This is a genomic window from Gordonia tangerina (assembly GCF_021556435.1).
GTDB lineage: Bacteria > Actinomycetota > Actinomycetes > Mycobacteriales > Mycobacteriaceae > Gordonia > Gordonia tangerina.
Map to the genome: position 1 here is coordinate 42,601 of NZ_JAKGCU010000027.1, position 23,430 is coordinate 66,030.

Genomic DNA, 23,430 nt, shown 5'->3' on the forward strand with positions numbered 1-23,430 from the left:
CGGGGAAGGACGCCGACGATGACCGACCGCATCACCGAGTTCGCCAACGGCCCCTACGTCTTCGACGTGATCGACGACGGGCCGATCGACGGGCCGCCGGTGATCCTGCTGCATGGTTTCCCGCAGCGCGCGACAGTGTGGGAAGGCGTGGCATCACGATTGCACGACAACGGGTTACGCACCCTTGCTCCCGATCTGCGCGGATACTCACCGCGCGCCAGGCCGCCCGCGCGACGCGATTACCGCATGGGCGAGATCGTCGCTGATGTCGTCGCACTGATCGACACCTTGGGGGCCGACACCGTCGATCTGGTGGGCCACGACTGGGGCGGCGCGGCGGCCTGGGCGGTGGCGGCTGGCCACCCCCAGCGCATCGCGACGCTGACCGTGGCGTCCATGCCACACCCCGCCGCGTTCGTCCGGGCCATGCCGCGAGGGCAGGTGCTGCGGTCCTGGTACATGGCCGCCTTCAATCTTCCGAAACTCCCGGAATGGTTCCTGTCCAAGCTCTTTCGCTCTCCAGGTGGCGGCGCCCGGATGGGGCTGCCGGAGCCGTTCGCGAGCCAGCTCTACTCCGACATCGTCGCCTCGGGCGCGTTACCCGGTGCGTTGAACTGGTACCGGGGGATACCGTTCTGGGGCCGCGCGGACCGCCGCATCGGGCGCGTGCGGGTGCCCACCACCTACGTCTGGAGTGACGGCGACTTCGCGCTCGGCCGGGTCGCCGCGGAGATGACGTCGAGCTATGTGGATGCGCCCTACGAGTTCCGGATCATCCACGATGTCGACCACTGGTTACCAGAGGCCCGCCCGGCCGAGGTGGCCGCCGCGATCGTCGACCGGGTCGGCGCCTGACGCGGCCACGATCAACGCCGACGGTGCAGAATCTCGATCACGAACAGCAGCACCGCCCCGAACACGCCGGCCGCGATGATCGGCACGGCGCGGTTTCTGGTGGGCAACTCGGTGGGTGCTCCCGCGCGCAGCTGGGCGAAAGTGGCGCGCTGAGCATCGGATTCGGCCACCACGTCGACCACCGCCGGTGACGGCCGCGACGGCGGGGCGCCCGGTGCCGTCGACGCGCGGCCGGCGGGACCGGTCGACGCCTTTTTCGTCGGTGGCTTGGTGGCCCCCGGCTTCGACGACGCCGGTCGCGATGCCACATGCCTGGCCTGGGCTGCGTTCGACTTCTGCTCGGGACTCGACTGCTCGGGGCTCGACTGCTGTTCGGAAGATACGGTCACCGATTCATCGGCCTGCGACTTCCCCGGTGTGGGTTCCTCGACGGGAGGATCGACGGGCGTGGTCTCCGGCGGGCCCTTCTTCGCTGCGGCCTTCTTCGCGGCGTCCGTGGTGGCAGGCACCTTCTTGGCCCCAGCCGTCTTGGCGGACGACTTCTTCGCCGCGTCCCGGGTGGCGGCCTTCTTCGCCGCGGCCTTCTTCACGGGAGCTTTCTTAGCCGGAGCCTTCTTCGCCGCGGCCTTTTTCACCGGAGCTTTCTTTGCGGCGGCCCTCTTTGCCGGTGTCTTCTTCGCCGCCTTCTCGGCGGGACTCTGCTCGGCGGGACCAGGCTCGGCGGGACCAGGCTCGCCGGGCGTGGTCCCGGCTGCTGCCGGATCCGGCACGGTGCCGTCTGCCGGAGCCTGCTGTGGTTGAGCCCCGTCGGAACCGTCATCGTCTCGACGGTCCGCCGGTCCCGGCTCGGTCATCTCCCTCACGCTCCCTTGGGGGTCGAATCGTGCACGCCCAGTCGGGCGAGGATGTCGGCCTCGATGCCCTCGAGTTCGGATTCGATCGAGTGGTGCGCGGTGCGCCGCTGCGAGGCCGGCATCGCCTCGGCGGCGTCGACGGCGATCGCGAGATTGTCGAGGCGAGTGACCATCGCGGTGACGAAGGCCGAAGCGTCGTCGGAGGTGTCGGTGGTGGCGACCTTCTCCAGCGCCGACCGCGTGGTGGCGATACGGGCGTGTAGCGTCGCGCCGTGTCCGGAGAACTGGCGCAGCACGTCGGGGGCCACTCCGGCGCGACCGGCCTGCAGAGCGGTCAGCTGACCACGCGCGGCCACGGCAGCGCGATAGGCGATCGGCACCACGATCGGGGACACCAGTCGGGCGACGAGGAGATACCGCCGAACGCTCGCCGGAGAGAATCGCTGGGCATCTACCGCGGCCTTGGCTTCGACGGCGGCCGTCTTCGCCTGGGCCTTGGCGGCCTTGGCTTCCGCCTTGCCGGCGGCCTTGGCGTTCTTGCGTTCGAGTTTGAGTTCCTTGCTACGGAACTTGTGTTCGGCCTTGCGGAGCGCCTTCTGCGACTTGCGCGCGCTCTTCGCCTCCAGTTTGGCCTCGAGTTTCGCCTTGGTCTTCATCGCCTTGGCCTCGGCCTTGCGCTGCGCGCGGGTCTTGCCGTCGGACGAGAACAATCCCATTTCTAGGACCTACCTCCTGTGTGGTGCCCCGGGGCCCGGCCGACCGGCGAGGTCGGGGAAACACCGAGCGGGCGTCGACTGCATCGGTACAAGCATTACATAGGCTCGACAGGGGCGAACCGACGTGAACCAGACGGGTGCGCGTGGCGGACGACCCGGATCGGCGATGTCGGGAGAGGACGGACCAGTGGTGAGGGTGGTGTTACACCCCCGCGATCTCGCGGGATGCGAGCACCGGCTGTACCTCGACCACGCATACCCCGACCTGGCGCGATCGCGACCCGACACGCCGGAGGCGCAGCGACGCAAGGCTGCGGCGGCCGATCACCGTGCCGCCGTCCGAGAGATGATCCGTGGCCTACACAGCGATCAAGCGCCGGGCACCGTGGTGCTGATCGACCCCGACGCCACCCACGCCGCGCGCGCCGAGCAGACCCTGTCGGCGTGTGCCGCCGGGGCCGCCTGGATCTGGAACGCGACGCTGCCGACCGATCGCGAGGCCGGGCGACGCGGTCACGCCGAGTTGCTGATCCGCGACGGTGACGGGTACCTACCGGTGATCGTCGTGAACCATCGGGCCAGCTATCCGGCGAAGAATGCGCGGCGACCGACCGGCACCGCCGGCGCGAAGAACGGCACCGATGGCACTGTCCCCGTCGCGGACGGAGATACGAACAGCGGCGGGGCCGCGAACGGCAACGAGTCCACGAACGGCAACGGTGCTGCGCAGGGCAACGGGGGCCCCAAGGTGACGGTGACCAGTCCGGTGTGGGCCTGGTCCCCGTCGGCGGACCCCACCCGCAACGGGCGCAATCAGCGACGTGACCTGCTCCGACTTGCTCAGCTGACTGCGATGTTGACCGAGCTCGGGCTTGCCACCTCATCGGATCCGGCCCGGCTGCGTGCCGGGGTGATCGGTCTCGACGCCGACTGCATCGTCGTCTACGAGATGGCCTCGGCACTCACCGACTACGCCGAGGTGTTCGCCCGCCGCATGGCGATTGCCGAACAGCAGGTGTCGACCACACCCCGCCGGATCGGCGAATGCCGCAGCTGCCCGTGGTGGGAGCGATGCGGACCCGAACTGGAACAGCGCCGCGACGTGAGCCTGGTGGTGGGCGCCAACCAGAGCCGAATTCTCGCCGATGCCGGGATCACCACGATCGATCAATTGGCCGCGCACCGTGGCGGGCCTCCCGACGAATGGCCGGGCAACGCGCGCTTCGACGACGCGATACTCACCGCCATCGCCTGGTTGCAGGGCATCCCGTTGATCCGGCGCCTCGACACCCCGGTGGTGCGGCGTGCCGACGTCGAGGTGGATGTCGACATGGAGAGCTACGGCGAACACGGCGCCTACATGTGGGGCACGCTGCTGACCGACACCACCGACCCGACCTGCGAGGTCCGCTACCGGCCGTTCGTCACCTGGCAACCGCTGCCCACCACCGACGAGGGCCGCTCGTTCGGGGAGTTCTGGACGTGGCTGACCGCGCAGCGCGACGCCGCCCACGAGGCCGGGAAGTCCTTTGCGGCGTACTGCTATTCGCAGCAGGCTGAGAACCGCTGGTTACTCGGCTCCGCAGACCGGTTCGCCGGGGCCCCGGGCGTGCCGTCGCGCGCCGAGGTGGAGGCCTTCATCGGGTCGGCCGAGTGGGTCGACATCTACGAGGCTGTCGGCCGCAACTTCATCTGCCCGAACGGGAAAGGTCTCAAGCGCGTCGCGCCCGTCGCCGGATTCACCTGGCGCGACGCCGACGCCAGCGGCGAGGCGTCGATGGACTGGTATCGCGACGCGGTGGGCCTCGGCGGCGGGGTGCCGGACCCCACGCAACGCGAACGATTGCTCGAATACAACGAGGACGACGTGCGCGCGACCAAGGTGCTGCGGGAATGGATCACCGACGGCGCGCGTGCGGCGGTCCCGCATCGGGACACGCTGCTCGCCGGCCGCGACGCCTGACCGATCACGGCCGCGACGACCGCAGCGCCTCCAGGAACGACCCGCTGCCCAACAACGCCATCGCCCCGAGCAGAAGTAGCCCACCGGGCGCCAGCCCGATCATGATGCGTCGGGGCGAGGCCGCCACGTCGGAGTCCGGAACCACCGGATCGGCGAGTGCCGCCGGTGCCATCTCCGAGACCGGGTCGGGGATGGGCGCGGAATCGCCCGGACCCGCATCCTCAGATGACGTCGTCTCGTTCGGTACGGCACCGGCCGAACCGCCGGTCGACGACGGCCCGCCCGGACCGGTCGCCGAGTTCGCGCCGGCGCCCGCTCCCGTGCCTGCTGTGGGCACCGTCGGTACCGCAGCCGGCGCCGGCGCAGCGGTGTCCTCCGGTGCCGGGTTCCCGGTGCCAGGCGGCCCCGATCCACCGGAACCACCGGAACCACCGGTGCCGGCCGCATCCGGATCGACGTCGGGTGACGCGTCTCGGCTGGGCGGGCGCGGGGTGTAGCGCGGCGGTACGACCGATCCGTCGTCGGTGGTCTCGGTGGTGGTCGACGGTTCCGTGGATTCGCTGGTGGTAACGCTGCTGGATTCGCTGGTGCTCGACGACCCCGTGGATTCGCTGGTCGTAGTGCTGGTTGATTGGCTGGTGCTGGTGCTGGTGCTGGTGGATTCGCTCGTGGCAGGACTCGTGGTTGCGCTGCTCTGGCTCCCCGACGCGGTCGCCGACGTCGTCGAATCCTCGTCGTCATCGTCATCACCGTGCCCATGCCCGTGCCCGTGGCCATGCCCGTGGTGATTGCCGCCGCCCCACCCCGAGCCGCGGTCGGGGCGGTCTGATGCCGGAGTGGACAGGGCCAGCCCGGCGCCGAGAGCCGACCCGAGTACCACCAACGTCGCGAGCATCGCCAGCACCGGAACCGAACGTCGACGACGCTGCGTACCTGCTGGAACACGATGTGTCATCCGACCCCCGATCCGGTTACGTAAGCACGAACGTATGGTGTGAGTTGAACCCCGCCGTTCACCTCTCGGCAACTTCCGGTTCGCGACGCCACATCTTGTTCACGATCGAGTGTGAATAATGCCACAGGGAGGATTCGTTACATCGTTGCCACAGGTGATACGCATGGGCGATGGTAGTCGGGTACGTTCAAATCGCAACGGGCGTTGCATCCACGATGCACGCGGGTCTTTAATGTTTGCAAGTTCAAACGACTTTGAATTTGCCGGGGAGAACAATGACTATACGAGGTGCGGAAATGCCTGTTGACGGCGGACGTCGGACCGGGGCGGTCGACACCGAACACACTGCAGTAGTGGATCCGGGACTGTTCGCGCGACGTCTCGAGGAACTGTTCCGTACAGTGCCCGGCCCCAACGGCCGCGCATACAGCGCCAAGGCGATCGCAGCCCGATCGACCGAGCGCGGCTTTCGGCTCGGCGAGTCGTATCTGAGTCAGCTGCGTTCCGGTAAGGCCAAGTCGCCGTCGTTCCGCACTGTCGAGGGCATCGCAGCTGCATTCGGCGTGGACGTCCACTACTTCCTGGAAGACCGCGCCGCGCAGCGCACCCGCGACGAGATCGATCTCATGCGTCTGCAGGCCGACACCAACGTGCAATTGGCGGCCTTCCGCCTCGCCGGTCTGTCGAGCGACTCGGTCACCATCGTCAACGAGCTCATCAAGGTGCTGCGCGAGCAGCAAGGACTGCCGAAGGATCCGCCCGACGTCATCGCGGCGGGCCTGGGCGAGACCCCGGAGGACGCCCGTCTGCGCGTCGTCGGCGGGCCGCACAATAACTGACCGCAGGGGTCGTACACCGCTCCGGGAGCCATGCGAAGTCATCGTGCGCTGAGGTTGCTCTGTCGCGACACGCTGAAGGGTCTCGACCTCGACCTGCCGCTGGACGTCACCCAGCTGTGTGACCGGCACGGGGCTCGGCGTGGACGCCCGATCCGGTTGATCGCCCACCCGCTGCCGGTGGGTATGCCCAACGGTGTGTGGCTGGCCGCCGACGATGCGGACTACTTCTTCTACCAGGCCAATACGTCGCCGCTGCACCAGCAGCAGATCATCATCCACGAGTTCGGTCATCTCATCGCCGGACATCAGATCCTGGGTGCGGTGTCTGCGTCGGCGCTGACCGCGCCTGCCGACGACGACTCTGCCGATGCACTGAGTCGGACCTGCTACGCCGACGACCGCGAGTGGGAGGCCGAGATGCTCGCGTCGATGATCCTGAGCTGGGCGGCCGAGGCCACCGAGGTGGTCGGCACGACCGCGCGCAACGACGACCTGCGGGGCATCCAGCGTCTTCTCGGCGGCCACAAGGGCTGGTTGTAGGCATGATCGCCGTCGGAATCCTCAACACAGTCGCGGCCGTCGTGTTCACGGCCGCCTTGTGCTGGCGCCTGGAACAGATCCGGCGTGAAGGCGGCGGGTTGCAGTCGATCGCGATGACCATCGCCATCGCCGCACTCACTCTGGCCTTCGTGGTCTCCGGCGCCGACGTCACCGAGGCGATCGACACGGTGACCTTCACCGGGGCGGCGCGGGTGTTGTTCTACGGGCTGCTCGCCGTCGGAGTGGCCGCGCTGATCATCGTCTTCTTCTTCCCCGGGCGCTCGACGTCACGCGAACGCCGGGCCGGGATCGAGGCGGTGCCGCTGGTCGTCGCGCTGATCGGACTGCAGATCACGATGCTGGTCATCCCGATTGACCTGCGCACCGAAGGTCTGTCGGTGTGGACCGCCCGCAACATCGCGTACGCGGTGTTCGTACTGATCGCCAGCGGCTACCTCACCTACGGATTCGTGGCGTGTGTCCGCAGCATCCGGCGGTTTCTGCAGCTGGCCGAGGGGTATCTGCGGACATCGCTGGTCCTGTTGCTGATCGGGTTGGTGTCCCTGACCGCCGGAGCGGTGACGCAGATCGTGTTCGTGATCGGTTCGGCGACACGCACCTTCGGCCAGGGCCGGCTGCTCGACGTGAGCGGGGTCTGTTCGGCCGTCGGCGTCGTCGCCTTCCTCGTCGGGATCAGCTACCCGATGCTGCGCGCGCGGTGGCATGCGATCACGTCTCGGCGCCGGTATCGACGGGAGATCGACGCGCTTGGACCACTCTGGGAGCTAGTGACCGAAGCGGTTCCCGAAGTGGTGCTTCCGGTTGGTGGGGCGCCGGCACCGGCTCTGCTCCTGCACCGACGCGTCGTGGAGATCCGCGACGCGCTCACCCAGCTGAGCCCGTATCTGACCGATGATTTCGAGGTCGTCGACGACGCCGCCCGCGCGGACATGATCTGGGCTGCCGTCGAGGAGTATGCGGTGGCGGGACCGCCGCGTGCTGCGGTGCGCGACGTCGTGCCCGGCGGCGCGGACATCGAGACCGACGCGGCGCCACTTGTGGCACTGTCCGCTGCGGTCGCCGCCCAGCCGGTGGGCTGAAGCCGGCCCGCCGATCAGCGCGAGCTGTGCACGGCCGCGTCATCGGCGGGATCGGTTGCTGCGGTGCGGCGCAGGTGCCGGAGGTAGAGGGTGCCGACGCCGAGCAGCACGACCACTGCGGACAGGGTGGCGATGATGGTGACCGCCGATGCGTCGGACAGTCCCTCCCACAGCAGCCAGGCGCCGAACCCGAAGAACAGCGCGGCCGCGCCTCGGGCGATGATGCGTTCGGGCAGATGCCGACCCAGCAGGGAGCCGACCGCGATGGCCAGCGCATCGGCCGCGACCATGCCGATGGTCGAACCGATCCACACGCCGAGCCAGTCGTTGTTGGTCGAGAGGGTGATGGTGGCGAGCATCGTCTTGTCGCCGAGTTCGGCGAGGAAGAACGACGACATGACAGCGAAGAACACCGATGCGCCCACCCGTTCGGCCTTGGTGGACTCGTCGTCGTCGAGGTGATCGCCCCGGATGGTCCACAAGCCGAACACCAACATGGCCAGGCCCGCGAGGATCGACATCACGTCGGTGGGGATGGACAGGCCCAGGAAGTGTCCGAAGAACACTGACACCGCGTGCACCGCGGTGGTGGCCACGGTGATGGCGAGCAGCACCACCCACCACCGGTATCGGAGGGCGTAGGTCATGGCCATCAGCTGTGACTTGTCGCCGAGTTCGGCGACGAAGATCACGCCGAAACTCAACAACAGGGCAGCGATCACGGAAGCTACGTTAGGGTGCCCACACCTGGCCTCGCAACAGATCGCGGACCCGTATTTATGCAGGTAGGAGGCTCAAAAGAATAAGTTTGGGGACCCTAACTCTTGGGTGTTGTGAGGCGTAGGGCACTCGGTGCAGGTCAGGCTGTCTGGGGTGACTGCCACATCAGTGAAACCTCGCTCGCGGACGTCTGAGTACGTGTCCCGCCCGCTACCGAGACCGACGGGATCTGCTCAACCACCCAACCGGCGATGCGCCCCTCCTGCTGCCCTGGTATCTGCTTGCCGGGGCGCCTCATCGAACGAGGAGGTCTGCCGCTGGGGCATCCCTGGCAGTCACACATCCGCTGCGCGAGGCGTTGCCGGGTGACGTAAGCGCGTATCGGCGGCGACGTCGTCCGCTGGAGGATCTCAACTCGTAGCGGCTCGTATCATCTCGACGGCGTCGACCATCCCGTATCGCTCTTCGAGTACGTCGAGCACGCGCCGGAAGGTTTCCGGAGGGTTGGTGCGCCGGGTGATCATTGTCCGCAGGGCCCGCACCGCAGCGTCGGCCGAGACGGCGACTGTGTCAGCAATGAACAGAACAGGCCTGACAACGCGGATATGGCCGGGTACTTTTCCTTGGGGCAGGTCTGAGATGTTGTCGGAGACGATTGCCTCTGCGCCACCGACGACGGCTGCAGCCACGAGGTGCTCATCATCTGGATCTGGGAGTTCGAAAGAGCCGTCCAGCACCTCCCATCCAGCGACGTAGGCGTCATTGAACGCACCTGCCATCTGCTGGACGAGGTGAGCTGCTCGTGCTGCTGCGTCAGCCGGATTGGCGCCGCGATCGATGAGTTTGCACGCTTCGTGGTACTCGAGTTCTTCGGGGATGGCGTCCGACCATAGGGGACGATAGAGGCTTTCTGACCCCATAGTCGTGACACTGACTACCACTTGTCATCGCCGAAAGTGAAGGCCCGGTCCTCGCCTTCCTCTGACATGTCCATGCCCATCTTGCGTTTCCACGTGTCTGGAACATGGATGGCTGTCATCTCGACCTCCTGCTTCGCTTGTCGGTCGGGTCCGACCGGGTGGACCTCGGTCCAGCGATTGGGTCCGGGCGATGACCCATGGGCACGCAGACGTCGGGTATTCGCCAGCCAAGCACCGGCTCGCGATGCATCCACCTGGACCTGCCGAACTCAGGAAACGATTTCCCGACGCACGACGCCAGATCTCGACGATCTCGTCAGGCCGCCAGCAACATCGCCAGTACCGCGGTGTCGGGGTCGGCGTTGGGGTCGATCCCGACCTGGTTGCGCAGATTCACCACCGTGCCGTCGGCCTCGGCCTCGGCCCAGCCGGCGCGGTGTTCGAGACCGAGTTCGGGCAGACCGGGCAGCAGCACGCATCCGGAGGCGACGTCGGCGCACTCCGGCAACGACGGTCGGGTCTGCGACGGCGGGTGCAGCATCACCAGCGCCGGCGGATTGGTGAGGAAGCGGCCCGCCTCCACGAAGCTGTCGTCGACGACGTTGCCCACCGCGACCATCATTCCGACCGCGTCGGCGTCGGCATCGTCGGGACGCTCTTCGACGACCCCGAAGATGGTGGTGGTGGGCAGGAAGCCGGGCCGGCACGCGATCCGGACGGAGGCCACCAGCGTCTGGGTCCATTCGAGCGTCGACTCGGGCCACCGACCCGAGATCAGGATGCCGTTGAGTTCCCCTTCGAAGTGGAACGGCGTCAGGCCGATGGGTATGGAAGTCGTCATCACTGATCTCCCTCTGCCACAGGGTTCTTACTCCCGGACGAGGACCCGGATCGAAAATCGGATCCTGTGGAAGAAGAATCCACCTCGACGCCGGTGCTGACAACTCGAACACGGTTGTTGTGACGGTTCTTTTACACGACGTAACCCGGGTGTGGACGCTCGGACGCCACCGGCCGAGCGTCCTGGGTGTGATGAGGCGGACACACGGCGGGACCGTCGGACCCACCAGGCACACTGGATGAGGTGAGTAAGTCTGTTCCGCTGCGCCCAATGGAGATGGCGTCAATCGCGATCTTCGGTGGCCTGACGGTCGCGGCGATCGTGGTCGCCGCTGTGGTGCCGCTGGCGACGGCGGTCGGATTGTTGGCGCCGGTCCCGCTGGCCCTGGTCGCCGCGCGCACGCGGCCGCGGGCGTTGATCGCGGCGTCGGTGGCCGCCACCGGGGTCAGTTTCGCGATGGCGGGCACCGGGGCGGCGGCCACGGTGCTCGGGTCGGCGCTGGTCGGCGGCATCGTCGGCGACACCAAACGGCGTGGCCGAGGCATCGGCACCCTCGCAGTCGCGGGACTTGTCGCTGCCCCGGTGATCGGCGGGATCTCGGTGCTGCTGCTGCTCATCCTGGTGCCGTTGCGCACGTTGGCTCTGGAGGCCCTCGGCAATACCGTCGGCGGCCTGGTGAAACTGCTCAACCAGGTTCCGGGGCTGTCCGGACTGGCCGACACCGTCGACTCGCTCGGCACCAGCATGGTCGATCACTGGTGGGTGTGGATGTGGGTGTCCGGCGCGTTGGGGACTGTGATGTCGCTGGCGGTGGCCTGGTGGTTGCTCGGCGGGGTCATCGCCCGGCTCGCCGACATCCCGAGCGAGGACACCCTGGACGCGGGCACCGTGGATACCGAATCGGCGCAGGTGGCGCCGTTGCCCCTGCACCTGACCGACGTCGGGTTCCGCTACCGGCCGGACGGTCCGGTGGTGCTCGACGCCGTCGACGTATCGGTGGGCAGCGGTGAGTTCGTCGCAGTGGTGGGGGCGAACGGGTCGGGCAAGTCCACCCTGGCCAAGATCCTCGCCGGCCGGGCGCCGACGACGGGCTCGGTGACACGGCCCGGCGCCGCCGGTCTCGGACGCCACGGCGGCACGGCGATGGTGCTGCAGCGACCAGAGACCCAGATGCTCGGCTCGCGGGTGGCCGACGACGTCGTGTGGGGTCTGCCCTTCGGCGCCGAGGTGGACGTGGAGGGTCTGCTCGGTGAGGTCGGGCTGGCCGGTTTGGGGGATCGCGAGACGTCGGATCTGTCCGGCGGTCAGCAGCAACGGCTGGCCATCGCCGCCGCCCTGGCGCGTGACCCGGCTCTGCTGGTGGCCGACGAGGTGACCTCGATGGTCGACCCGGAAGGTCGGGACGAACTGCTGGCGCTGCTCGCCGATCTGCCGCGCCGGCGCGGCATGACCGTCGTGCTGATCACCCATCGGGGGGCCGAGGCCGCCGCCGCCGACCGCATCATCCACTTGCACAACGGTCGGGTGATCCCGCATCCGCCGCACTGGGTGCCGCGCCCCGGCATGGTCGAGGAACCGGCCCGGCCGACGCCGGTGGCGCAGGCCGGCGGGTTCGGTCCGCGGCCGGCGCAGCCGCTGCTGATGCTGCAGGGGGTCGGGCACACCTATCTCGCCGGTTCGCCGTGGGCGGTGCGCGCGCTGCACGACGTGTCGATCACCGTGCATCGCGGCGACGGGCTGCTCATCGTCGGCGGAAACGGTTCGGGCAAGACCACCCTGGCGTGGGTGATGGCCGGACTGATCGGGCCGTCGGAGGGGACCGCGACCCTCGACGGCGCGCCGAGTACCGACAAGGTCGGGGAGGTCGCACTGGCGTTCCAGCACGCCCGCCTGCAGTTGCAGAAGCAGACCGTCGGCGACGAGATCATGGCCGCCGGCGGAATCGAGGTCGGCAGCGCGGAGGTCGCCCGGGTACTCGAGGCGGTGGGCTTGCCGCGTGAGATGGCCGCGCGCCGAACCGATTCCCTCAGCGGCGGCCAGATGCGTCGGGTGGTGCTCGCCGGGCTCATCGCGCGGCGACCCAAGGTGTTGATCCTCGACGAACCGCTCGCTGGGGTGGACCCGTATGCCCGTGCCGAGATCGTCGAGATGCTCGGACGGCTGCGTGCCGAGGGGATGACGATCGTGATCATCTCGCACGATCTGTCCGATCTCGACGCGGTGGTCAGTCGGCGGGTTCGGCTCACCGACGGCACGTTGACGGTGGTCGACGCCCCGGGGATCTCCGGGCAGCAGTCGTTTCAGCGTGCAACCGGGGAGGCTGCCGAATGAGTGTGCGTACGATCCCGCTGCGCCAGGTGCCCGGCGACTCCATGGTTCATCGTCTGTGGGCGGGCACGAAACTCATCGTCGTGCTGCTGCTCAGCGTGATGACGTGGGTGCTGCCGTCGTGGCCGTCGCTGGGCATGGTGGCGGCGTTCGTGGTGATCACCGCGATTGCCGCCGGCATCCCGTTGGGTGCCATCCCGCGGCCGCCCTGGTGGTTCTGGGGTCTGATCATCGCCGGCGGCCTGCTCAACGTGATGTTCGGTCCAGCGGCGCTAATCGTGTACCTGCGGGCGGTCACCCTCGGGTTGGTGTTGGTGGCGAGTTCGATCCTGGTGATCTGGACGACGCCGATGGCCGACATCGCCCCGGCGATCGCGACCCTGATGCGGCCATTGCGTATCTTCCGGCTGCCGGTCGACGAGTGGGCTGTCGCCATCGCTTTGTGTCTGCGGGGGATGCCGATGCTGATCGACGAACTGCGCATGTTGCGGGCAGCGCATCGGCTGCGGCCGTCGGCGCCACCGCGCAGCGGCCATCCGGCGGCGGAAATGGGCGTGCTCGACATGATCACCGCCGCGATGTCGAGTGCGTTGCGGCGCAGTTCGGAGATGGCCGAGGCCATCACCGCTCGCGGCGGTACCGGCCGGCTGGCGGCTTACCCGTCGCGGCCGGGTCGCACCGATGCGGTGGTGCTGGCGGTGGTCGGCGTTGCGTGTGCCGCGGCGATCACGGTAACGATCCTGCTCTGAGCAGGCCCCCCTACAGATAAACGCCGCCCGGCTCGGAGATCCGAACCGGGCGGCGCTGCACATCTGCTGCCGACGGGGCGTCAGGCCGGGACGATGAGTCCCTTGCCCTGGCTGCTCGCGGTGGCGTAGCGCTCCGCGGCGTCGGCCCAGTTGACGACGTTCCACCAGGCCTTGACGTAGTCGGGCTTCACGTTCTGGTAGTCGAGGTAGAAGGCGTGCTCCCACATGTCGAGCATGACGACCGGGATGATGGCCGCGGGGATGTTGCCGCTCTGGTCGGTGAGCTGCAGGATTACCAGCTTGCCGCCGATGGTGTCGTAACCCAGGATCGCCCAGCCGCTGCCCTGCAGCGTGGTGGCGGCGGCGGTGAAGTGTGCCTGGAACTTGTCGAAGCTGCCGAACTGATCGTCGATCGCGGCGGCCAGATCACCCTCGGGCTTGTCGCCTCCGTTGGGCGACAGGTTCTTCCAGAAGATGGAGTGGTTGGTGTGGCCACCGAGATGGAAAGCGAGCGTCGACGACAGGCCGTACACCTTGTCGGCGATGGTGCCGTCCTCGCGGGCCGCGGCCAGCTTCTCCAGAGTGGTGTTGGCGCCCTTGACGTAAGTGGCGTGGTGCTTGTCGTGATGGAGCTCCATGATCCTGCCGGAGATATGCGGCTCGAGCGCCGCATAGTCGTAAGGGAGATCCGGCAAGGTGTATTCAGCCACGATAATCCTCTCTGAGGTGCTGCTCGTTTGTCACTGCGCGCGTGGATCACAGGCATCGGACAACGGAGCCCGATGTCGGGTAGCGCGAGTACTTCCACCCTTACCCACCACATGGGCGATTGCAAACACTGCGGCACAATCTACTTCAAGTGTGGTTGAAGTCTGCGGGCCGAGAATCGGCCCGGAAAAGTAGCTCAGAGCAGCATCAACAGGACGAGGAGGGCAACCAGTGCGAGGGTGCTCGCGGCCGTCCCGACGCACGCCGACCGGACGTCATAGGTGGCGCGCGGGGTGCTCGGCCGAGAGCCGAGGGCCCGCCGGAGTTCAGAACTCGCGTGCGTTGCCATGAACACCCTTCGTCGTCGCTGATCCCAGCCGGAGTGACCATGATCACAACCCCGACGTGGGGGACATGATAGGCAGACCTTGCGAAATCCATCAACCCGTGGCGGCGCCGGCGACGCGTAGGATCGGACTCATGTCATGGCTTGACCAGCTTCTTTCCTCGCGATCACACAAACGGGAAATGATCTCGCCCGAACGGGCGCTGCCGGGTCGCGCCGAGGGAATCCCGGTCGCCGATGAGCATCTGCTCCTGCACCACCCGCTCCGGGGTGCGATCGACCCGGAATTCCCCGACGGCGATCTCGGCATCGGGGACTTCGGCCGAGGTCTGTCGGCGGTGATTCTGGCCGGTGGGTGTTTCTGGGGGATCGAAGAGATCTATTGGCAGCTGCCCGGCGTGTACACCACTGCCGTCGGCTACGCAGGCGGGTACACGCCGAATCCGACCTACAACGAGGTATGTAGCGCACGCACCGGACACACCGAATCGGTGCTCGTGGTGTTCGATCCCGAGGTGATCGACCTCGAAGGCGTCCTGAAGGTCTTCTGGGAGAGCCACGATCCCACCCAGGAGATGCGGCAGGGCAACGATGTGGGGACGCAGTACCGGTCGGCGATCTACACCCTGACCGACGCCGACGCTCGGCTCGCCGCGCAGAGCGCGGAGAAGTTCGAGACCGTGCTGAGGCAGGCGGGGCTCGGGCCCATCGCCACCGAGATCAGCCCGCTCGCCGACGCCGGGGACGGCCGCTTCTACTACGCCGAGGACTACCACCAGCAGTACCTCGCGAAGAACCCGCACGGCTACCGCTGCCACGCCGCCACCGGCCTGCGTTATCCCGCCGCCTGAGCAGGTGGCCGAGAAGATCACCACCGGTCAATGGAACCGGACGCTGCTGCATCGCCAGCACCTGCTGGAGCGAGTCGCCGAGGACGCCATCGAGGTGCTCGACCGGTGCGTGGGCCTGCAGGCGCAGGACCCGCGTGCGCCGTTCTTCGGACTGGCCTCGCGCATCGCCGATTTCGACCCGTCCGAACTCGACGATCTGCTCACCGACCGCGAAGTCGTTCGGATGGCGATGTTGCGGTCCACGGTCTTCCTGATGGATGCCGAGGACGCCCGTTGGGTACGACCGCTCGCGCAGCCGGCGCTCGACGCGGAACTGGCCATACATGCGCGCAAGCTGAACGGGGTGCGGCCCGCGGATGTCGTGACCGATGCCGCCGAGTTGCTGGCGGGCGGGTCGTTGTCGGGTACCGAACTCGGCCGTGCGCTGCAGGAACGTCATCCCGACGCGCCGGCGTCGACTCTCGTTGCGGTGGCGCGGTGCGCCCTTCCGCTGGTCCAGGTACCACCGCGTGGGTTGTGGCGGGGGTCGGCCGCACCGACGTATCGGCTGTTCGACGACTGGGTCGGCTCGGGGGAGCCGGCGGTTGCCGGCGATGAGGCGCGCCGTGATCTGATCCGGTTATATCTGCGCGGTTTCGGCCCGGCCACCGTTGCGGGCATCCAGAGCTGGTGTGGGTTGACCAGGCTCACGCCGTTGGTCGAGGAGATGGAGGCCGATTGGGAACTCGTGGAGCGCATCGGGCCCGACGGTGAGCGGTTGTTCGACCTGGAGGGTCTCGACATCGTCGACGCCGATCGGCCGGCGCCGATCAGGCTGCTGGCGCCGTATGACAATGTGCTTGTCGCGCAGGCCGACCGGCGGCGGATCGCTGAGAAGGAGCGATTCGGCCGGCTGCGCACTCCCAACGGACGATCGCCAGGGTTCGTGCTGGTCGACGGATGGCTGGCCGGGTCCTGGCGCATCGCCGACGGGCGCGTCCACCTGGAGGTGATGATCGAGCTGTCGTCATCGCAGCGTGACGATCTGGAAACCGAAGTTCAACTGCTGCAACAATTCCTCGACGGAAACGGTTGAGGCCGGATCAGTCCCCGGTGCGTGGGTTGCGGTTGGTGATGCAGTATCGGCGGCCCACGGGGTCGCGCATCACTGTCCACTGCTCGAGGCGTTCGACGACCTCGGCGCCCCAGTCCTCATGTCGCGCCACCTCGTCCTCGACGGCATTGGCTGCCAGGTCCAGATGGCCCGACGCGGTCTGGGAGGGATCGTCGGGACCGTTGCGTTGCAACAGGATTCCGATCGCGAGGGCGGGGTCGCGGGACAGGCGTACCAGCTCGGGGCGGCTGGTGGGCGTCGTCGGACGGCCGGTGATCGCAGACCAGAACTCGATTTCGCGGTCCCACGCGCCGTGCGGCACGTCGATGCATACCTGATCGATGATGCTGATCGTGTCGCCGGGCCACCGGATGGGTCGCGAACGTACTGATTCCCCCTGCCAGGCGACCAGGCAGAAGACAAATCCGGCCGGTGACGTCAGCGACACCCACCCGGTGTCGAGGCTGCTGCGAAGGATGTTGGCGCCCAGCCGGATCGCTTCATCGGTTGCCGCGCCCAGATCGTCGACGTGCAGGTCGAGGTGAATGCCGCCCGGCCCCTCGTCGATGCGCTGGACCCGCAGATGCGGATCCCCGTTGAACGGTTCGAGCGAAGCGAACTCGCGGTGCTCGCCCCGAGGCGGTGACACGGTACTGCCGGCGATCGCCCGCCAAAACGTCACCTCGGCGCCGAACTGGTCGGACGGGAAATCCAAGAACGCCGTAAGCCATCGGATTCGCACGCCGAAAGTCTAGGGCCGTCGAGCGCGCGGGGCCGCGCATTACACTCGGCCGCATGACCGGTGGACCCTTCAGATCGATCGCCAAGCGTGTGGCGCGTTCTCGCGCGGACCGGGTTGCCGTCGTCCGGCTCGACGGCCCGATCGGGCCGACCGGCGTGGGACGTCACGGGATCAGCACCGACGGCGTCGAGCCCATCCTCAAGCGGGCGTTCGGCACCGAGCACGTCAAGGCTGTCGTCATCGTGATCAACTCACCCGGCGGATCGCCCGCGCAGTCGGAGTACATCGCCGAACGCATCCGGCAACTGTCGGCGGAGAAGGGCGTGCCGGTACTCGCCTTCTGCGAGGACGTCGCGGCGTCGGGCGGATACTGGATCGCCTGCGCCGCCGACGAGATCTTTGCCGCTCACACCTCCATGATCGGGTCGATAGGGGTGGTCTCCTCGGGTTTCGGCCTGTCCGATGTGCTCTCCCGGTTCGGTGTCCAACGTCGGCTCTACACGGCGGGTGACAACAAGGCCCGCCTCGACACCTTCTCGCCGGAGCGGCCCGAGGACGTCGAGTGGCTGCGCGGTCTGCAGGGCGAGTTGCACGAGGCGTTCATCAGCTGGGTGCGGCAGCGGAGGGGCAAGAAGCTGAACGCGCCCGACGCGGAGTTGTTCAGTGGTGACCTGTGGGTGGGTGGCCGCGCGGTCGAAGTGGGCTTGGTCGACGCGATCGGCGTCATGCGGTCGGTGATCGCCGAGCGCTACCCGGATGCGGAGATCACTGTGATCGACGCACCCAAGCCGCTGCTCGCGCGGCTCCTCGGCGGGCAGGTGAGCGTGCAGAACGTTGTACAGAACGCGGTGACCGGTGCCCTCGAAGTGCTCGATCGGCCCATCAGAACCGAACTCCGCTGACTTGCGCAGAAAGGCCGGTTCGGCCGCCTCGTTGAGCAGTTGTGCGCCGTTCTCCCCAAGTTATCCACAGGATGGCGCACGTTGGGGAAGATTCTTCGGGTGTGACCCAGCTCTGCACTTTGGTGAAGAGTGTGTAACACTGAGCAACCATTTCAGTGACGACTATCACACCACATGTGAAAGCGGTCACAGCGGAGGCGGAGGTCGGGCCGGGTTTCTCCACAATTTCCACAGTCTCATCCACAGGTTGATGGTCGCCGATGCACACTTCCGATCGGTTTGGCAAAGCGGCATGTGGATAGATATATGCAGGTCGTCATAGTCCGTTGTGCGGCGTCCGGCCCGTGTCAATCCGAGTCATGCGCGTCGAAGTTGTGCACAGGCGTTCCGGGCATGATCCGCGCCCGCGACCGGACGGCTGTGCCACCATGGTTCCGTGAGTATGGGCGACATCCGACAGGTGGCGGTGACCGAGCTCCCGAACGATTTCACCGACGACACCGACCGCGTGCTGCTCGACGTGCGCGAGCCCGACGAATGGGCGTCCGGGCATGTCCGGGGAGCGCTGCACATCCCCCTCGGTGACGTTCCCGCGCGACTGGGTGAGATCGACCTCGACGCCGAGTTGCTCGTCGTGTGTCACTCCAGCGGGCGGTCGATGCGTGTGCTGCAGTACCTGGGCCAGATGGGCTACGAGGGCAGCTGTGTCCGCGGCGGCATGCTCGCGTGGGTCGAGAACGGCAAGCCCGTCGAGACCGGGAGTGCCGGCTCGCAATGATCGACCTCTGCCCGCGGTGCCGCATCCAGGCGCCCCACCGCCCCGGACGCGAGCGCTGCCCCCGATGTGGTGGTCCGCTCCGTGTGCTCGACTCGGATCTGCTCGGGCCTCCGCGGCAGGCGGCACCACCAGCCCCGGCAGCACCGCCGTCACGGCCGGCGCCGGTGAGCGGTCCGCGCAGTGGCCGGCTCTACCGGAGCCGACACGTCCGGTGGGTGGCCCGACGTCCACCCGAGGCGATTCCGACGATTCGACGACCGGAATTCGTCGCGCGGCCCCGCTACATCCCGCGCTACGTCTACATCCCGCAATGGGGACTCAAGGACGGGGGACTCAAGGACGGGGGACTCACAGACGGGGGCCTGGGCAACGCGACCGGCGGGCGGGCTGCCGCCTCGCGTGGTGGCGCACTGTCCGATGCCCTGACCCGTGCGCTGTACGTCCTGGCTGCCGCGCTCGGGCTGGCCGCAGTCGCGCACCTGCTGCGTTACGTCTTGCTGATCATCAACCGGTCCACGCCGGTCCCGGCGTGGACGGATCTGGTCACCTCCACCCTGGTCATCTTCGGTGGCCTGCTCGCACTCGGCTGCTTCGTGTACACGACCGTCGTCTTCGCGCGATGGGTGATGGCCATGCGTACCGAGGCCTACCGCTGCGTTGATCGTCGCGATCCACGGCCACGGTGGCAGATCGTGCTCCTGGCGGTGGTGCCGCTGGTGAACGTGCTGGGTGTGGCCGTGCTGCTGCACGAGGCCGCCCACGTCCGGACCGACCTCGACGGCGACCGCACCCGACGCCGCCTGACCCGCATGTGGGTCGCCTGGGCGATCGTGAACGCACTGGCGGTGGCCGCGATCGTGACTCGGGTGGTCGCGACCTGGTCGGGATCGATCCAGACCGGTGCCAACGGCTTGGTGGCGGTCACTGTGTCCGCCGCATGTTCGGCGGTCTTCGCGCGATGGCTGGCCGACCGGCTCGAGGTCACTTTTGCCACCTCACAGCAGGACCCGGTTCCGGCGCGCCGATGGGTGATGGCCGCATGACGGGCGCCGAGCAGGTGTCCCGGTCGGGGAAGCCGGCCGTCGTCGCCCATCGCGGAGCCTCGGCGGATCTGCCCGAGCACACCCTGGCCGCCTATGAACGCGCTCTCGCGGAGGGCGCCGACGGCCTCGAGTGCGACGTCCGGCTCACCAGCGACCACGAACTCGTCTGCGTGCACGACCGAACCGTCGACCGAACCTCCGACGGGGTGGGCGCGGTCAGCGAGATGTCGCTGGCCCAACTGCGCGAACTCGACTTCGGCAGTTGGCACCCGGCCGCAGAACCGGCGTCCGTGCTGACGCTGCGGGAGCTGATCACCCTCACCCTCGACTGGCGCCGGCCGGTCCGGCTGTTCATCGAGACCAAACACCCGGTGCGCTACGGCAGCCTCGTCGAACAAAAGCTCCTCGCGATGTTGCACGAGTTCGGTGTCGCCACTCCGCCGTCGGCCGATCACAGTCGCGCCGTGGTCATCTCGTTCTCATCAGCCGGGGTCTGGCGAATCCGTCGGCATGCGCCGATGCTGCCGACGATTCTGCTCGGCGACACCGCTCGGATGCTCGGTGGGAGCGCGGCGACCGCGGTGGGTGCCACCGGCATCGGCCCCTCGGTGGAGACGTTGCGGATGAATCCGGACCTCGTCGATCGTGCCGCGGCCGCCGGACGGGTCACCTACTGCTGGACCGTCGACGAGCAGCCGGATGTGCAGATGTGTGCCGACCTCGGTGTGCGGTGGGTCGCCACCAACAAACCGGCCAAGGTGCGCGACTGGCTCGTCACCGTCGACTGACCGCCCACCGCCCACCGCCCAGCCCGCGCTCACCGCGCGCCCACCCCGTGAGAGGGTGGACGCATGGCGAAGAAGAGCAAACGCGGCAGTGGTCCGCGGCCGGGAAGTAATCGCGCCGAGCGGGTCGCCGCCCGCAAGGAGCGTCAGCGGGCCGCGATGGCGCCGCCGCCGCGGCCATTCGCCGGACTCGCCGCCGAATGCGACCTGGTGGCGATGCGTGCCTTCGTCGCCTCGGCCACAGTGGAACTCGGGTCCGAAGCACTGACCCAGGGGACCGATCGCAGCGTGCTGTTGGCCAGCATCCTGCCCGGTGCGGTGCGCGCGATCGTCCGCAACACCGACGATGGGCCGCAGGGTGTGGTCGCGCTGCAGACCGAGGTGGACCCCGACGACGTCGACCGGGAGATCGCCGACGCGCTCGTGTGGTCGACGCAGGCCGCCCCGGACACCGACTTCGTGCCCTCCGACGAGCCGCCGGCACTGACCGATGTCCTCGCGCCGCAGACCCAGCTCGACATCGTCGTGCACGACGACTTCGGGTGGTGGTTCCCGCCGGGTACCGACGTCCCGGCCGAATTCGCCGACATGCTCGAGCAGGCCAAGGATTCCATCATGCCCAGCGCGAGGCTGTCCGCCAAGAGTGGGATCGGCGCACCCTGGTGGGTCGACGCCGGCGAGCGCGCCCACCTGCGTTGGGTGCGCCCCGAACCGGAGGACGAGGTGATGAACGCGCTCGCCCGGTTGCACGCCGCTGGTCGGCTCACCCTGGGCGAGGGGTCGCGGTTCGCCGGTTCGTTCCGCACCCACGGGCTACTGGTGCCGGTATTCGACCTCGACAACGAACTCCATCACGAGGAATGGGCGCCGGCGCTCGATCAGTTCGACGAATGGCTCACCGAGGCACTGGCGGTCGAAGGCGACCTGACCACCGCAGAGGTGCGCTCGCGCGACGGCATTCGCGGCCGTCAGGTCACCCTGCGCTGAGATCTCCGGGGGATCAGAGGTTCCCGCCGGCGGCCGGCGGCGGTGTCGCCGACGACGGTGCGTTCCCGTTGATCTCGCGCTGCACGAAGTTCTCCAGATCGAACAGGTTGCCCTGCGCACGATCGGCGATGGTCTGCAGGGTCGTCATCGTGGCGACCTCCTCGACCTGCTCGGCCAGGAACCACTGCATGAACTGCTCGCCGAGATAGTCGCCGCAGTCGCGCGCGGCACGGGCCAGGTCGACGATCTGTTCGGTGACCGACTTCTCCTGTGCCAGTGCGAGTTCGATGGGTTCGCGGTAGTCGGCGAAGGTGGTCCGTGGGGCCGGTGCGCCGGGGATCTCCACATCGACGTCGCGGTCGAGGAAGTACTGCACGATCATCATCGCGTGGTTGCGTTCCTCCACGGCCTGAGCGTAGAAGTGCTTGGCCAGTTGCGGCATGTCGTTGCTGTCGTAGTAGACCGCGACCGCGATGTATTGCTGTGCGGCGGCGAACTCGTTGCCGATCTGCTCGTGCAGCAGTTTCCGGAAGACGGTGTCGTCGGTGCTCGATGTCATGGCGTCCAGAGTAGGCGCCACGAAATCCGGGGATCGGCTCAGCGCAGGCTAACTGAGTTGAGCCTCACCACATTTCACCACCGGCCGGCGTCAGCCGCCGATGACACCGGCTTGGGTGGAGAGCAGGTCTTCGGGCACCGCGGCGCCCTTGCGGATGTAGGTGAAGAACTGTTCGGTGTTGTCGCCGACGGCGAGCGAATCGCCGTCGGAGGTGTACTCACTGCCACCGGTCGGAGTGGTGGTGGTGATCGGGTCGCCGCGCAGCGACCAGGCCAGTCCGGCCAGATTCCACAGATGATCGCCGTCGTCCACGGTCACCGCATCGACCGCGGAGTTGACGAAGGGGATGAGCCGGAAGGGATTCAGCAGGACCGAGGGGCTGGTGGCCTTCGCCATCAGGGCGCTGAGGAATTTACGCTGATTCTCGATGCGCTCGAGGTCGGCGTTGGGGAAGGCGCGGGTCCGGACCAGGCCGAGTGCCTGCTGACCGTTGAGATCCTGGCAACCGGCGGGCAGGTTCAAACCCGCTTTGGGGTCGTTGAGTGTCTGATCGAGGCAGATGTTGACCCCACCCACCGCGTCGACCACCTGGTCGAATCCGCCGAAACCGATCTCGGCGTAGTGATCGATGCGCGCACCGGTCAGCTGTTCGACGGTCTGTACCAGCAACTGTGGTCCGCCGAAGTTGAACGCGGCGTTGATCTTGTGCGAGCCCTGTCCGGGGATCGGCACGTACAGATCACGCGGGATGCTGATCAGCATCGCATCACCGCTCGGCGGCTTGTACACCATCATGATGGTGTCGGTGCGGGAACCGTCGCTGTCACCGGTGGACAACTCGGCGCGCTCGGCGTCGCTGAGGTCGGCTCGCGAATCGGTGCCGACGATCAACCAATTGGTGCCGGGGGTGTCGGCCGGGCGCCCGGCGTAGGCCGTCAGCGCATCGGTGCGATGCAGTTTGCTGTCGTAGTAGAAGACCAGACCCACCGACGCGACCACCAGCACCAACAGTGCCACCAGGAGCAGTCGGCCGACGCGCAGTCGTCGTCGCCGACGGCGGCGCGGCTTCGGTGCGGCGGTTCCGGAGCGGCCGCCGGGTCGTCGGGGTCCGCCGCCATCACCGCCGTGGCGCGCCGACGACCCGGCACGCGCGGGCACCGGTCGTCGCATGCGTTCTGCCGCGGGGACGGGCTCGGGCCGCTGCGTGGGCGCGTAACTCTGCCGGTTGCCGGGTGACGCCGAACCCGGCGCATCCG

General features: G+C 67.8%; 25 protein-coding genes. 14 read left to right on the top strand and 11 right to left on the bottom strand.

Features of this window, described 5'->3' with window-relative positions; all coding sequences use genetic code 11:
• Positions 1 to 18 precede the first annotated feature (18 nt).
• Positions 19 to 855, top strand: coding sequence for an alpha/beta fold hydrolase (locus L1892_RS20985; RefSeq protein WP_235725673.1), 837 nt, complete (start codon positions 19 to 21; stop codon positions 853 to 855).
• 11 nt (positions 856 to 866) lie between these two features.
• Here L1892_RS20985 and L1892_RS20990 read toward each other — a convergent pair whose 3' ends face one another.
• Both L1892_RS20990 and L1892_RS20995 read right to left on the bottom strand, forming a co-directional pair.
• Positions 867 to 1,709 carry a hypothetical protein gene (locus tag L1892_RS20990; protein ID WP_235725674.1) on the bottom strand — a complete coding sequence of 281 codons (843 nt, stop codon included), beginning with the start codon at positions 1,707 to 1,709 and terminating at the stop codon, positions 867 to 869.
• Positions 1,710 to 1,714: 5 nt separating this feature from the next.
• Positions 1,715 to 2,425, bottom strand: a complete 711-nt coding sequence (locus tag L1892_RS20995; protein WP_235725675.1) for a DUF6474 family protein — start codon at positions 2,423 to 2,425, stop codon at positions 1,715 to 1,717.
• Between the two features lie 166 nt (positions 2,426 to 2,591).
• Between L1892_RS20995 and L1892_RS21000 the strand changes: the two genes are divergently transcribed.
• Positions 2,592 to 4,388, top strand: coding sequence for a TM0106 family RecB-like putative nuclease (locus L1892_RS21000; RefSeq protein WP_235725730.1), 1,797 nt, complete (start codon positions 2,592 to 2,594; stop codon positions 4,386 to 4,388).
• A 4-nt stretch (positions 4,389 to 4,392) separates the two neighbouring features.
• Here the strand turns inward: L1892_RS21000 and L1892_RS21005 are convergent, their stop codons facing one another.
• On the bottom strand, positions 4,393 to 5,343 hold the full coding sequence (locus tag L1892_RS21005; RefSeq protein ID WP_235725677.1) for a hypothetical protein: 951 nt from the start codon (positions 5,341 to 5,343) through the stop codon (positions 4,393 to 4,395).
• A gap of 275 nt (positions 5,344 to 5,618) precedes the next feature.
• On the opposite strand from L1892_RS21005, the gene L1892_RS21010 reads away from it, so the two are divergent.
• The 3 genes from L1892_RS21010 to L1892_RS21020 are packed head-to-tail and all read left to right on the top strand — an operon-like array spanning position 5,619 to position 7,822.
• A complete protein-coding gene (locus L1892_RS21010) occupies positions 5,619 to 6,182 on the top strand; it encodes an XRE family transcriptional regulator (RefSeq protein ID WP_372475356.1) in 564 nt (187 codons plus the stop codon).
• 30 nt (positions 6,183 to 6,212) lie between these two features.
• Positions 6,213 to 6,722 carry a M78 family metallopeptidase domain-containing protein gene (locus tag L1892_RS21015; RefSeq protein ID WP_235725680.1) on the top strand — a complete coding sequence of 170 codons (510 nt, stop codon included), beginning with the start codon at positions 6,213 to 6,215 and terminating at the stop codon, positions 6,720 to 6,722.
• A 2-nt stretch (positions 6,723 to 6,724) separates the two neighbouring features.
• On the top strand, positions 6,725 to 7,822 hold the full coding sequence (locus tag L1892_RS21020; protein WP_235725681.1) for an MAB_1171c family putative transporter: 1,098 nt from the start codon (positions 6,725 to 6,727) through the stop codon (positions 7,820 to 7,822).
• A 14-nt stretch (positions 7,823 to 7,836) separates the two neighbouring features.
• Here L1892_RS21020 and L1892_RS21025 read toward each other — a convergent pair whose 3' ends face one another.
• From L1892_RS21025 to L1892_RS21035, 3 genes are all read right to left on the bottom strand, one after another.
• Positions 7,837 to 8,544, bottom strand: a complete 708-nt coding sequence (locus L1892_RS21025; RefSeq protein WP_235725683.1) for a TMEM165/GDT1 family protein — start codon at positions 8,542 to 8,544, stop codon at positions 7,837 to 7,839.
• 408 nt (positions 8,545 to 8,952) lie between these two features.
• Complete coding sequence (locus L1892_RS21030; RefSeq protein ID WP_372475357.1) at positions 8,953 to 9,321, bottom strand: VapC50 family PIN domain-containing toxin; 369 nt, start codon at positions 9,319 to 9,321, stop codon at positions 8,953 to 8,955.
• Positions 9,322 to 9,778: 457 nt separating this feature from the next.
• Positions 9,779 to 10,303, bottom strand: coding sequence for a peptidase (locus L1892_RS21035; RefSeq protein WP_235725684.1), 525 nt, complete (start codon positions 10,301 to 10,303; stop codon positions 9,779 to 9,781).
• A 270-nt stretch (positions 10,304 to 10,573) separates the two neighbouring features.
• Here L1892_RS21035 and L1892_RS21040 point away from each other — a divergent pair, with 270 nt between their 5' ends.
• Positions 10,574 to 12,634 (top strand): ABC transporter ATP-binding protein, encoded by a 2,061-nt coding sequence (locus tag L1892_RS21040; RefSeq protein ID WP_235725735.1) that lies wholly within the window; start codon positions 10,574 to 10,576, stop codon positions 12,632 to 12,634.
• On the top strand, positions 12,631 to 13,380 hold the full coding sequence (locus L1892_RS21045) for an energy-coupling factor transporter transmembrane component T family protein (protein WP_235725689.1): 750 nt from the start codon (positions 12,631 to 12,633) through the stop codon (positions 13,378 to 13,380). The genes L1892_RS21040 and L1892_RS21045 overlap by 4 nt, the downstream gene beginning before the upstream one ends.
• An 80-nt stretch (positions 13,381 to 13,460) precedes the next feature.
• Here L1892_RS21045 and L1892_RS21050 read toward each other — a convergent pair whose 3' ends face one another.
• On the bottom strand, positions 13,461 to 14,090 hold the full coding sequence (locus tag L1892_RS21050; RefSeq protein WP_235725690.1) for a superoxide dismutase: 630 nt from the start codon (positions 14,088 to 14,090) through the stop codon (positions 13,461 to 13,463).
• A 194-nt stretch (positions 14,091 to 14,284) separates the two neighbouring features.
• The gene (locus tag L1892_RS21055; RefSeq protein WP_235725692.1) at positions 14,285 to 14,437 is read right to left on the bottom strand and encodes a hypothetical protein; all 153 of its coding nucleotides are present in this window, start codon (positions 14,435 to 14,437) and stop codon (positions 14,285 to 14,287) included.
• A 131-nt stretch (positions 14,438 to 14,568) separates the two neighbouring features.
• Here L1892_RS21055 and msrA point away from each other — a divergent pair, with 131 nt between their 5' ends.
• Both msrA and L1892_RS21065 read left to right on the top strand, forming a co-directional pair.
• The gene (gene msrA, locus L1892_RS21060) at positions 14,569 to 15,285 is read left to right on the top strand and encodes a peptide-methionine (S)-S-oxide reductase MsrA (protein WP_235725698.1); all 717 of its coding nucleotides are present in this window, start codon (positions 14,569 to 14,571) and stop codon (positions 15,283 to 15,285) included.
• Between the two features lie 4 nt (positions 15,286 to 15,289).
• The gene (locus tag L1892_RS21065; protein WP_235725700.1) at positions 15,290 to 16,360 is read left to right on the top strand and encodes a winged helix DNA-binding domain-containing protein; all 1,071 of its coding nucleotides are present in this window, start codon (positions 15,290 to 15,292) and stop codon (positions 16,358 to 16,360) included.
• A 7-nt stretch (positions 16,361 to 16,367) separates the two neighbouring features.
• On the opposite strand, the gene L1892_RS21070 is transcribed toward L1892_RS21065, so the two are convergent.
• Entirely contained in the window at positions 16,368 to 17,120 is a 753-nt protein-coding gene (locus L1892_RS21070) for a VOC family protein (RefSeq protein WP_235725702.1), read from the bottom strand.
• Positions 17,121 to 17,173: 53 nt separating this feature from the next.
• Here L1892_RS21070 and L1892_RS21075 point away from each other — a divergent pair, with 53 nt between their 5' ends.
• The 5 genes from L1892_RS21075 to L1892_RS21095 all read left to right on the top strand — a co-directional run bounded on the left by L1892_RS21075 (position 17,174) and on the right by L1892_RS21095 (position 21,615).
• Positions 17,174 to 18,022, top strand: coding sequence for a S49 family peptidase (locus L1892_RS21075; RefSeq protein WP_235725703.1), 849 nt, complete (start codon positions 17,174 to 17,176; stop codon positions 18,020 to 18,022).
• Positions 18,023 to 18,464: 442 nt separating this feature from the next.
• A complete protein-coding gene (locus L1892_RS21080; protein WP_235725737.1) occupies positions 18,465 to 18,800 on the top strand; it encodes a rhodanese-like domain-containing protein in 336 nt (111 codons plus the stop codon).
• Between the two features lie 215 nt (positions 18,801 to 19,015).
• Positions 19,016 to 19,843 carry a DUF4328 domain-containing protein gene (locus L1892_RS21085; protein ID WP_235725704.1) on the top strand — a complete coding sequence of 276 codons (828 nt, stop codon included), beginning with the start codon at positions 19,016 to 19,018 and terminating at the stop codon, positions 19,841 to 19,843.
• Positions 19,840 to 20,631 carry a glycerophosphodiester phosphodiesterase gene (locus L1892_RS21090; RefSeq protein ID WP_235725705.1) on the top strand — a complete coding sequence of 264 codons (792 nt, stop codon included), beginning with the start codon at positions 19,840 to 19,842 and terminating at the stop codon, positions 20,629 to 20,631. Before L1892_RS21085 ends, L1892_RS21090 begins: the two co-directional genes overlap by 4 nt.
• 63 nt (positions 20,632 to 20,694) lie before the next feature.
• Positions 20,695 to 21,615 (top strand): DUF5926 family protein, encoded by a 921-nt coding sequence (locus tag L1892_RS21095; RefSeq protein ID WP_235725706.1) that lies wholly within the window; start codon positions 20,695 to 20,697, stop codon positions 21,613 to 21,615.
• Between the two features lie 13 nt (positions 21,616 to 21,628).
• Here the strand turns inward: L1892_RS21095 and L1892_RS21100 are convergent, their stop codons facing one another.
• Both L1892_RS21100 and L1892_RS21105 read right to left on the bottom strand, forming a co-directional pair.
• The gene (locus tag L1892_RS21100) at positions 21,629 to 22,174 is read right to left on the bottom strand and encodes a ferritin (RefSeq protein ID WP_235725707.1); all 546 of its coding nucleotides are present in this window, start codon (positions 22,172 to 22,174) and stop codon (positions 21,629 to 21,631) included.
• A 90-nt stretch (positions 22,175 to 22,264) separates the two neighbouring features.
• Positions 22,265 to 23,344: an LCP family protein gene (locus L1892_RS21105; protein ID WP_235725709.1), complete on the bottom strand. Its 1,080-nt coding sequence runs from the start codon at positions 23,342 to 23,344 to the stop codon at positions 22,265 to 22,267.
• Positions 23,345 to 23,430 lie beyond the last annotated feature (86 nt).

What these genes read in the sequence shown, in the direction of transcription:
- L1892_RS20985 (WP_235725673.1), top strand. Translation starts at nt 19, where the DNA reads ATGACCGACCGCATCACCGAGTTCGCCAACGGCCCCTACGTCTTCGAC.
- L1892_RS20990 (WP_235725674.1), bottom strand. Translation starts at nt 1,709, where the DNA reads ATGACCGAGCCGGGACCGGCGGACCGTCGAGACGATGACGGTTCCGAC.
- L1892_RS20995 (WP_235725675.1), bottom strand. Translation starts at nt 2,425, where the DNA reads ATGGGATTGTTCTCGTCCGACGGCAAGACCCGCGCGCAGCGCAAGGCC.
- L1892_RS21000 (WP_235725730.1), top strand. Translation starts at nt 2,592, where the DNA reads ATGTCGGGAGAGGACGGACCAGTGGTGAGGGTGGTGTTACACCCCCGC.
- L1892_RS21005 (WP_235725677.1), bottom strand. Translation starts at nt 5,343, where the DNA reads ATGACACATCGTGTTCCAGCAGGTACGCAGCGTCGTCGACGTTCGGTT.
- L1892_RS21010 (WP_372475356.1), top strand. Translation starts at nt 5,619, where the DNA reads ATGACTATACGAGGTGCGGAAATGCCTGTTGACGGCGGACGTCGGACC.
- L1892_RS21015 (WP_235725680.1), top strand. Translation starts at nt 6,213, where the DNA reads ATGCGAAGTCATCGTGCGCTGAGGTTGCTCTGTCGCGACACGCTGAAG.
- L1892_RS21020 (WP_235725681.1), top strand. Translation starts at nt 6,725, where the DNA reads ATGATCGCCGTCGGAATCCTCAACACAGTCGCGGCCGTCGTGTTCACG.
- L1892_RS21030 (WP_372475357.1), bottom strand. Translation starts at nt 9,321, where the DNA reads ATGGCAGGTGCGTTCAATGACGCCTACGTCGCTGGATGGGAGGTGCTG.
- L1892_RS21035 (WP_235725684.1), bottom strand. Translation starts at nt 10,303, where the DNA reads ATGACGACTTCCATACCCATCGGCCTGACGCCGTTCCACTTCGAAGGG.
- L1892_RS21040 (WP_235725735.1), top strand. Translation starts at nt 10,574, where the DNA reads ATGGAGATGGCGTCAATCGCGATCTTCGGTGGCCTGACGGTCGCGGCG.
- L1892_RS21045 (WP_235725689.1), top strand. Translation starts at nt 12,631, where the DNA reads ATGAGTGTGCGTACGATCCCGCTGCGCCAGGTGCCCGGCGACTCCATG.
- L1892_RS21055 (WP_235725692.1), bottom strand. Translation starts at nt 14,437, where the DNA reads ATGGCAACGCACGCGAGTTCTGAACTCCGGCGGGCCCTCGGCTCTCGG.
- msrA (WP_235725698.1), top strand. Translation starts at nt 14,569, where the DNA reads ATGTCATGGCTTGACCAGCTTCTTTCCTCGCGATCACACAAACGGGAA.
- L1892_RS21075 (WP_235725703.1), top strand. Translation starts at nt 17,174, where the DNA reads ATGACCGGTGGACCCTTCAGATCGATCGCCAAGCGTGTGGCGCGTTCT.
- L1892_RS21080 (WP_235725737.1), top strand. Translation starts at nt 18,465, where the DNA reads ATGGGCGACATCCGACAGGTGGCGGTGACCGAGCTCCCGAACGATTTC.
- L1892_RS21090 (WP_235725705.1), top strand. Translation starts at nt 19,840, where the DNA reads ATGACGGGCGCCGAGCAGGTGTCCCGGTCGGGGAAGCCGGCCGTCGTC.
- L1892_RS21095 (WP_235725706.1), top strand. Translation starts at nt 20,695, where the DNA reads ATGGCGAAGAAGAGCAAACGCGGCAGTGGTCCGCGGCCGGGAAGTAAT.
- L1892_RS21100 (WP_235725707.1), bottom strand. Translation starts at nt 22,174, where the DNA reads ATGACATCGAGCACCGACGACACCGTCTTCCGGAAACTGCTGCACGAG.
- L1892_RS21105 (WP_235725709.1), bottom strand. Translation starts at nt 23,344, where the DNA reads ATGCGACGACCGGTGCCCGCGCGTGCCGGGTCGTCGGCGCGCCACGGC.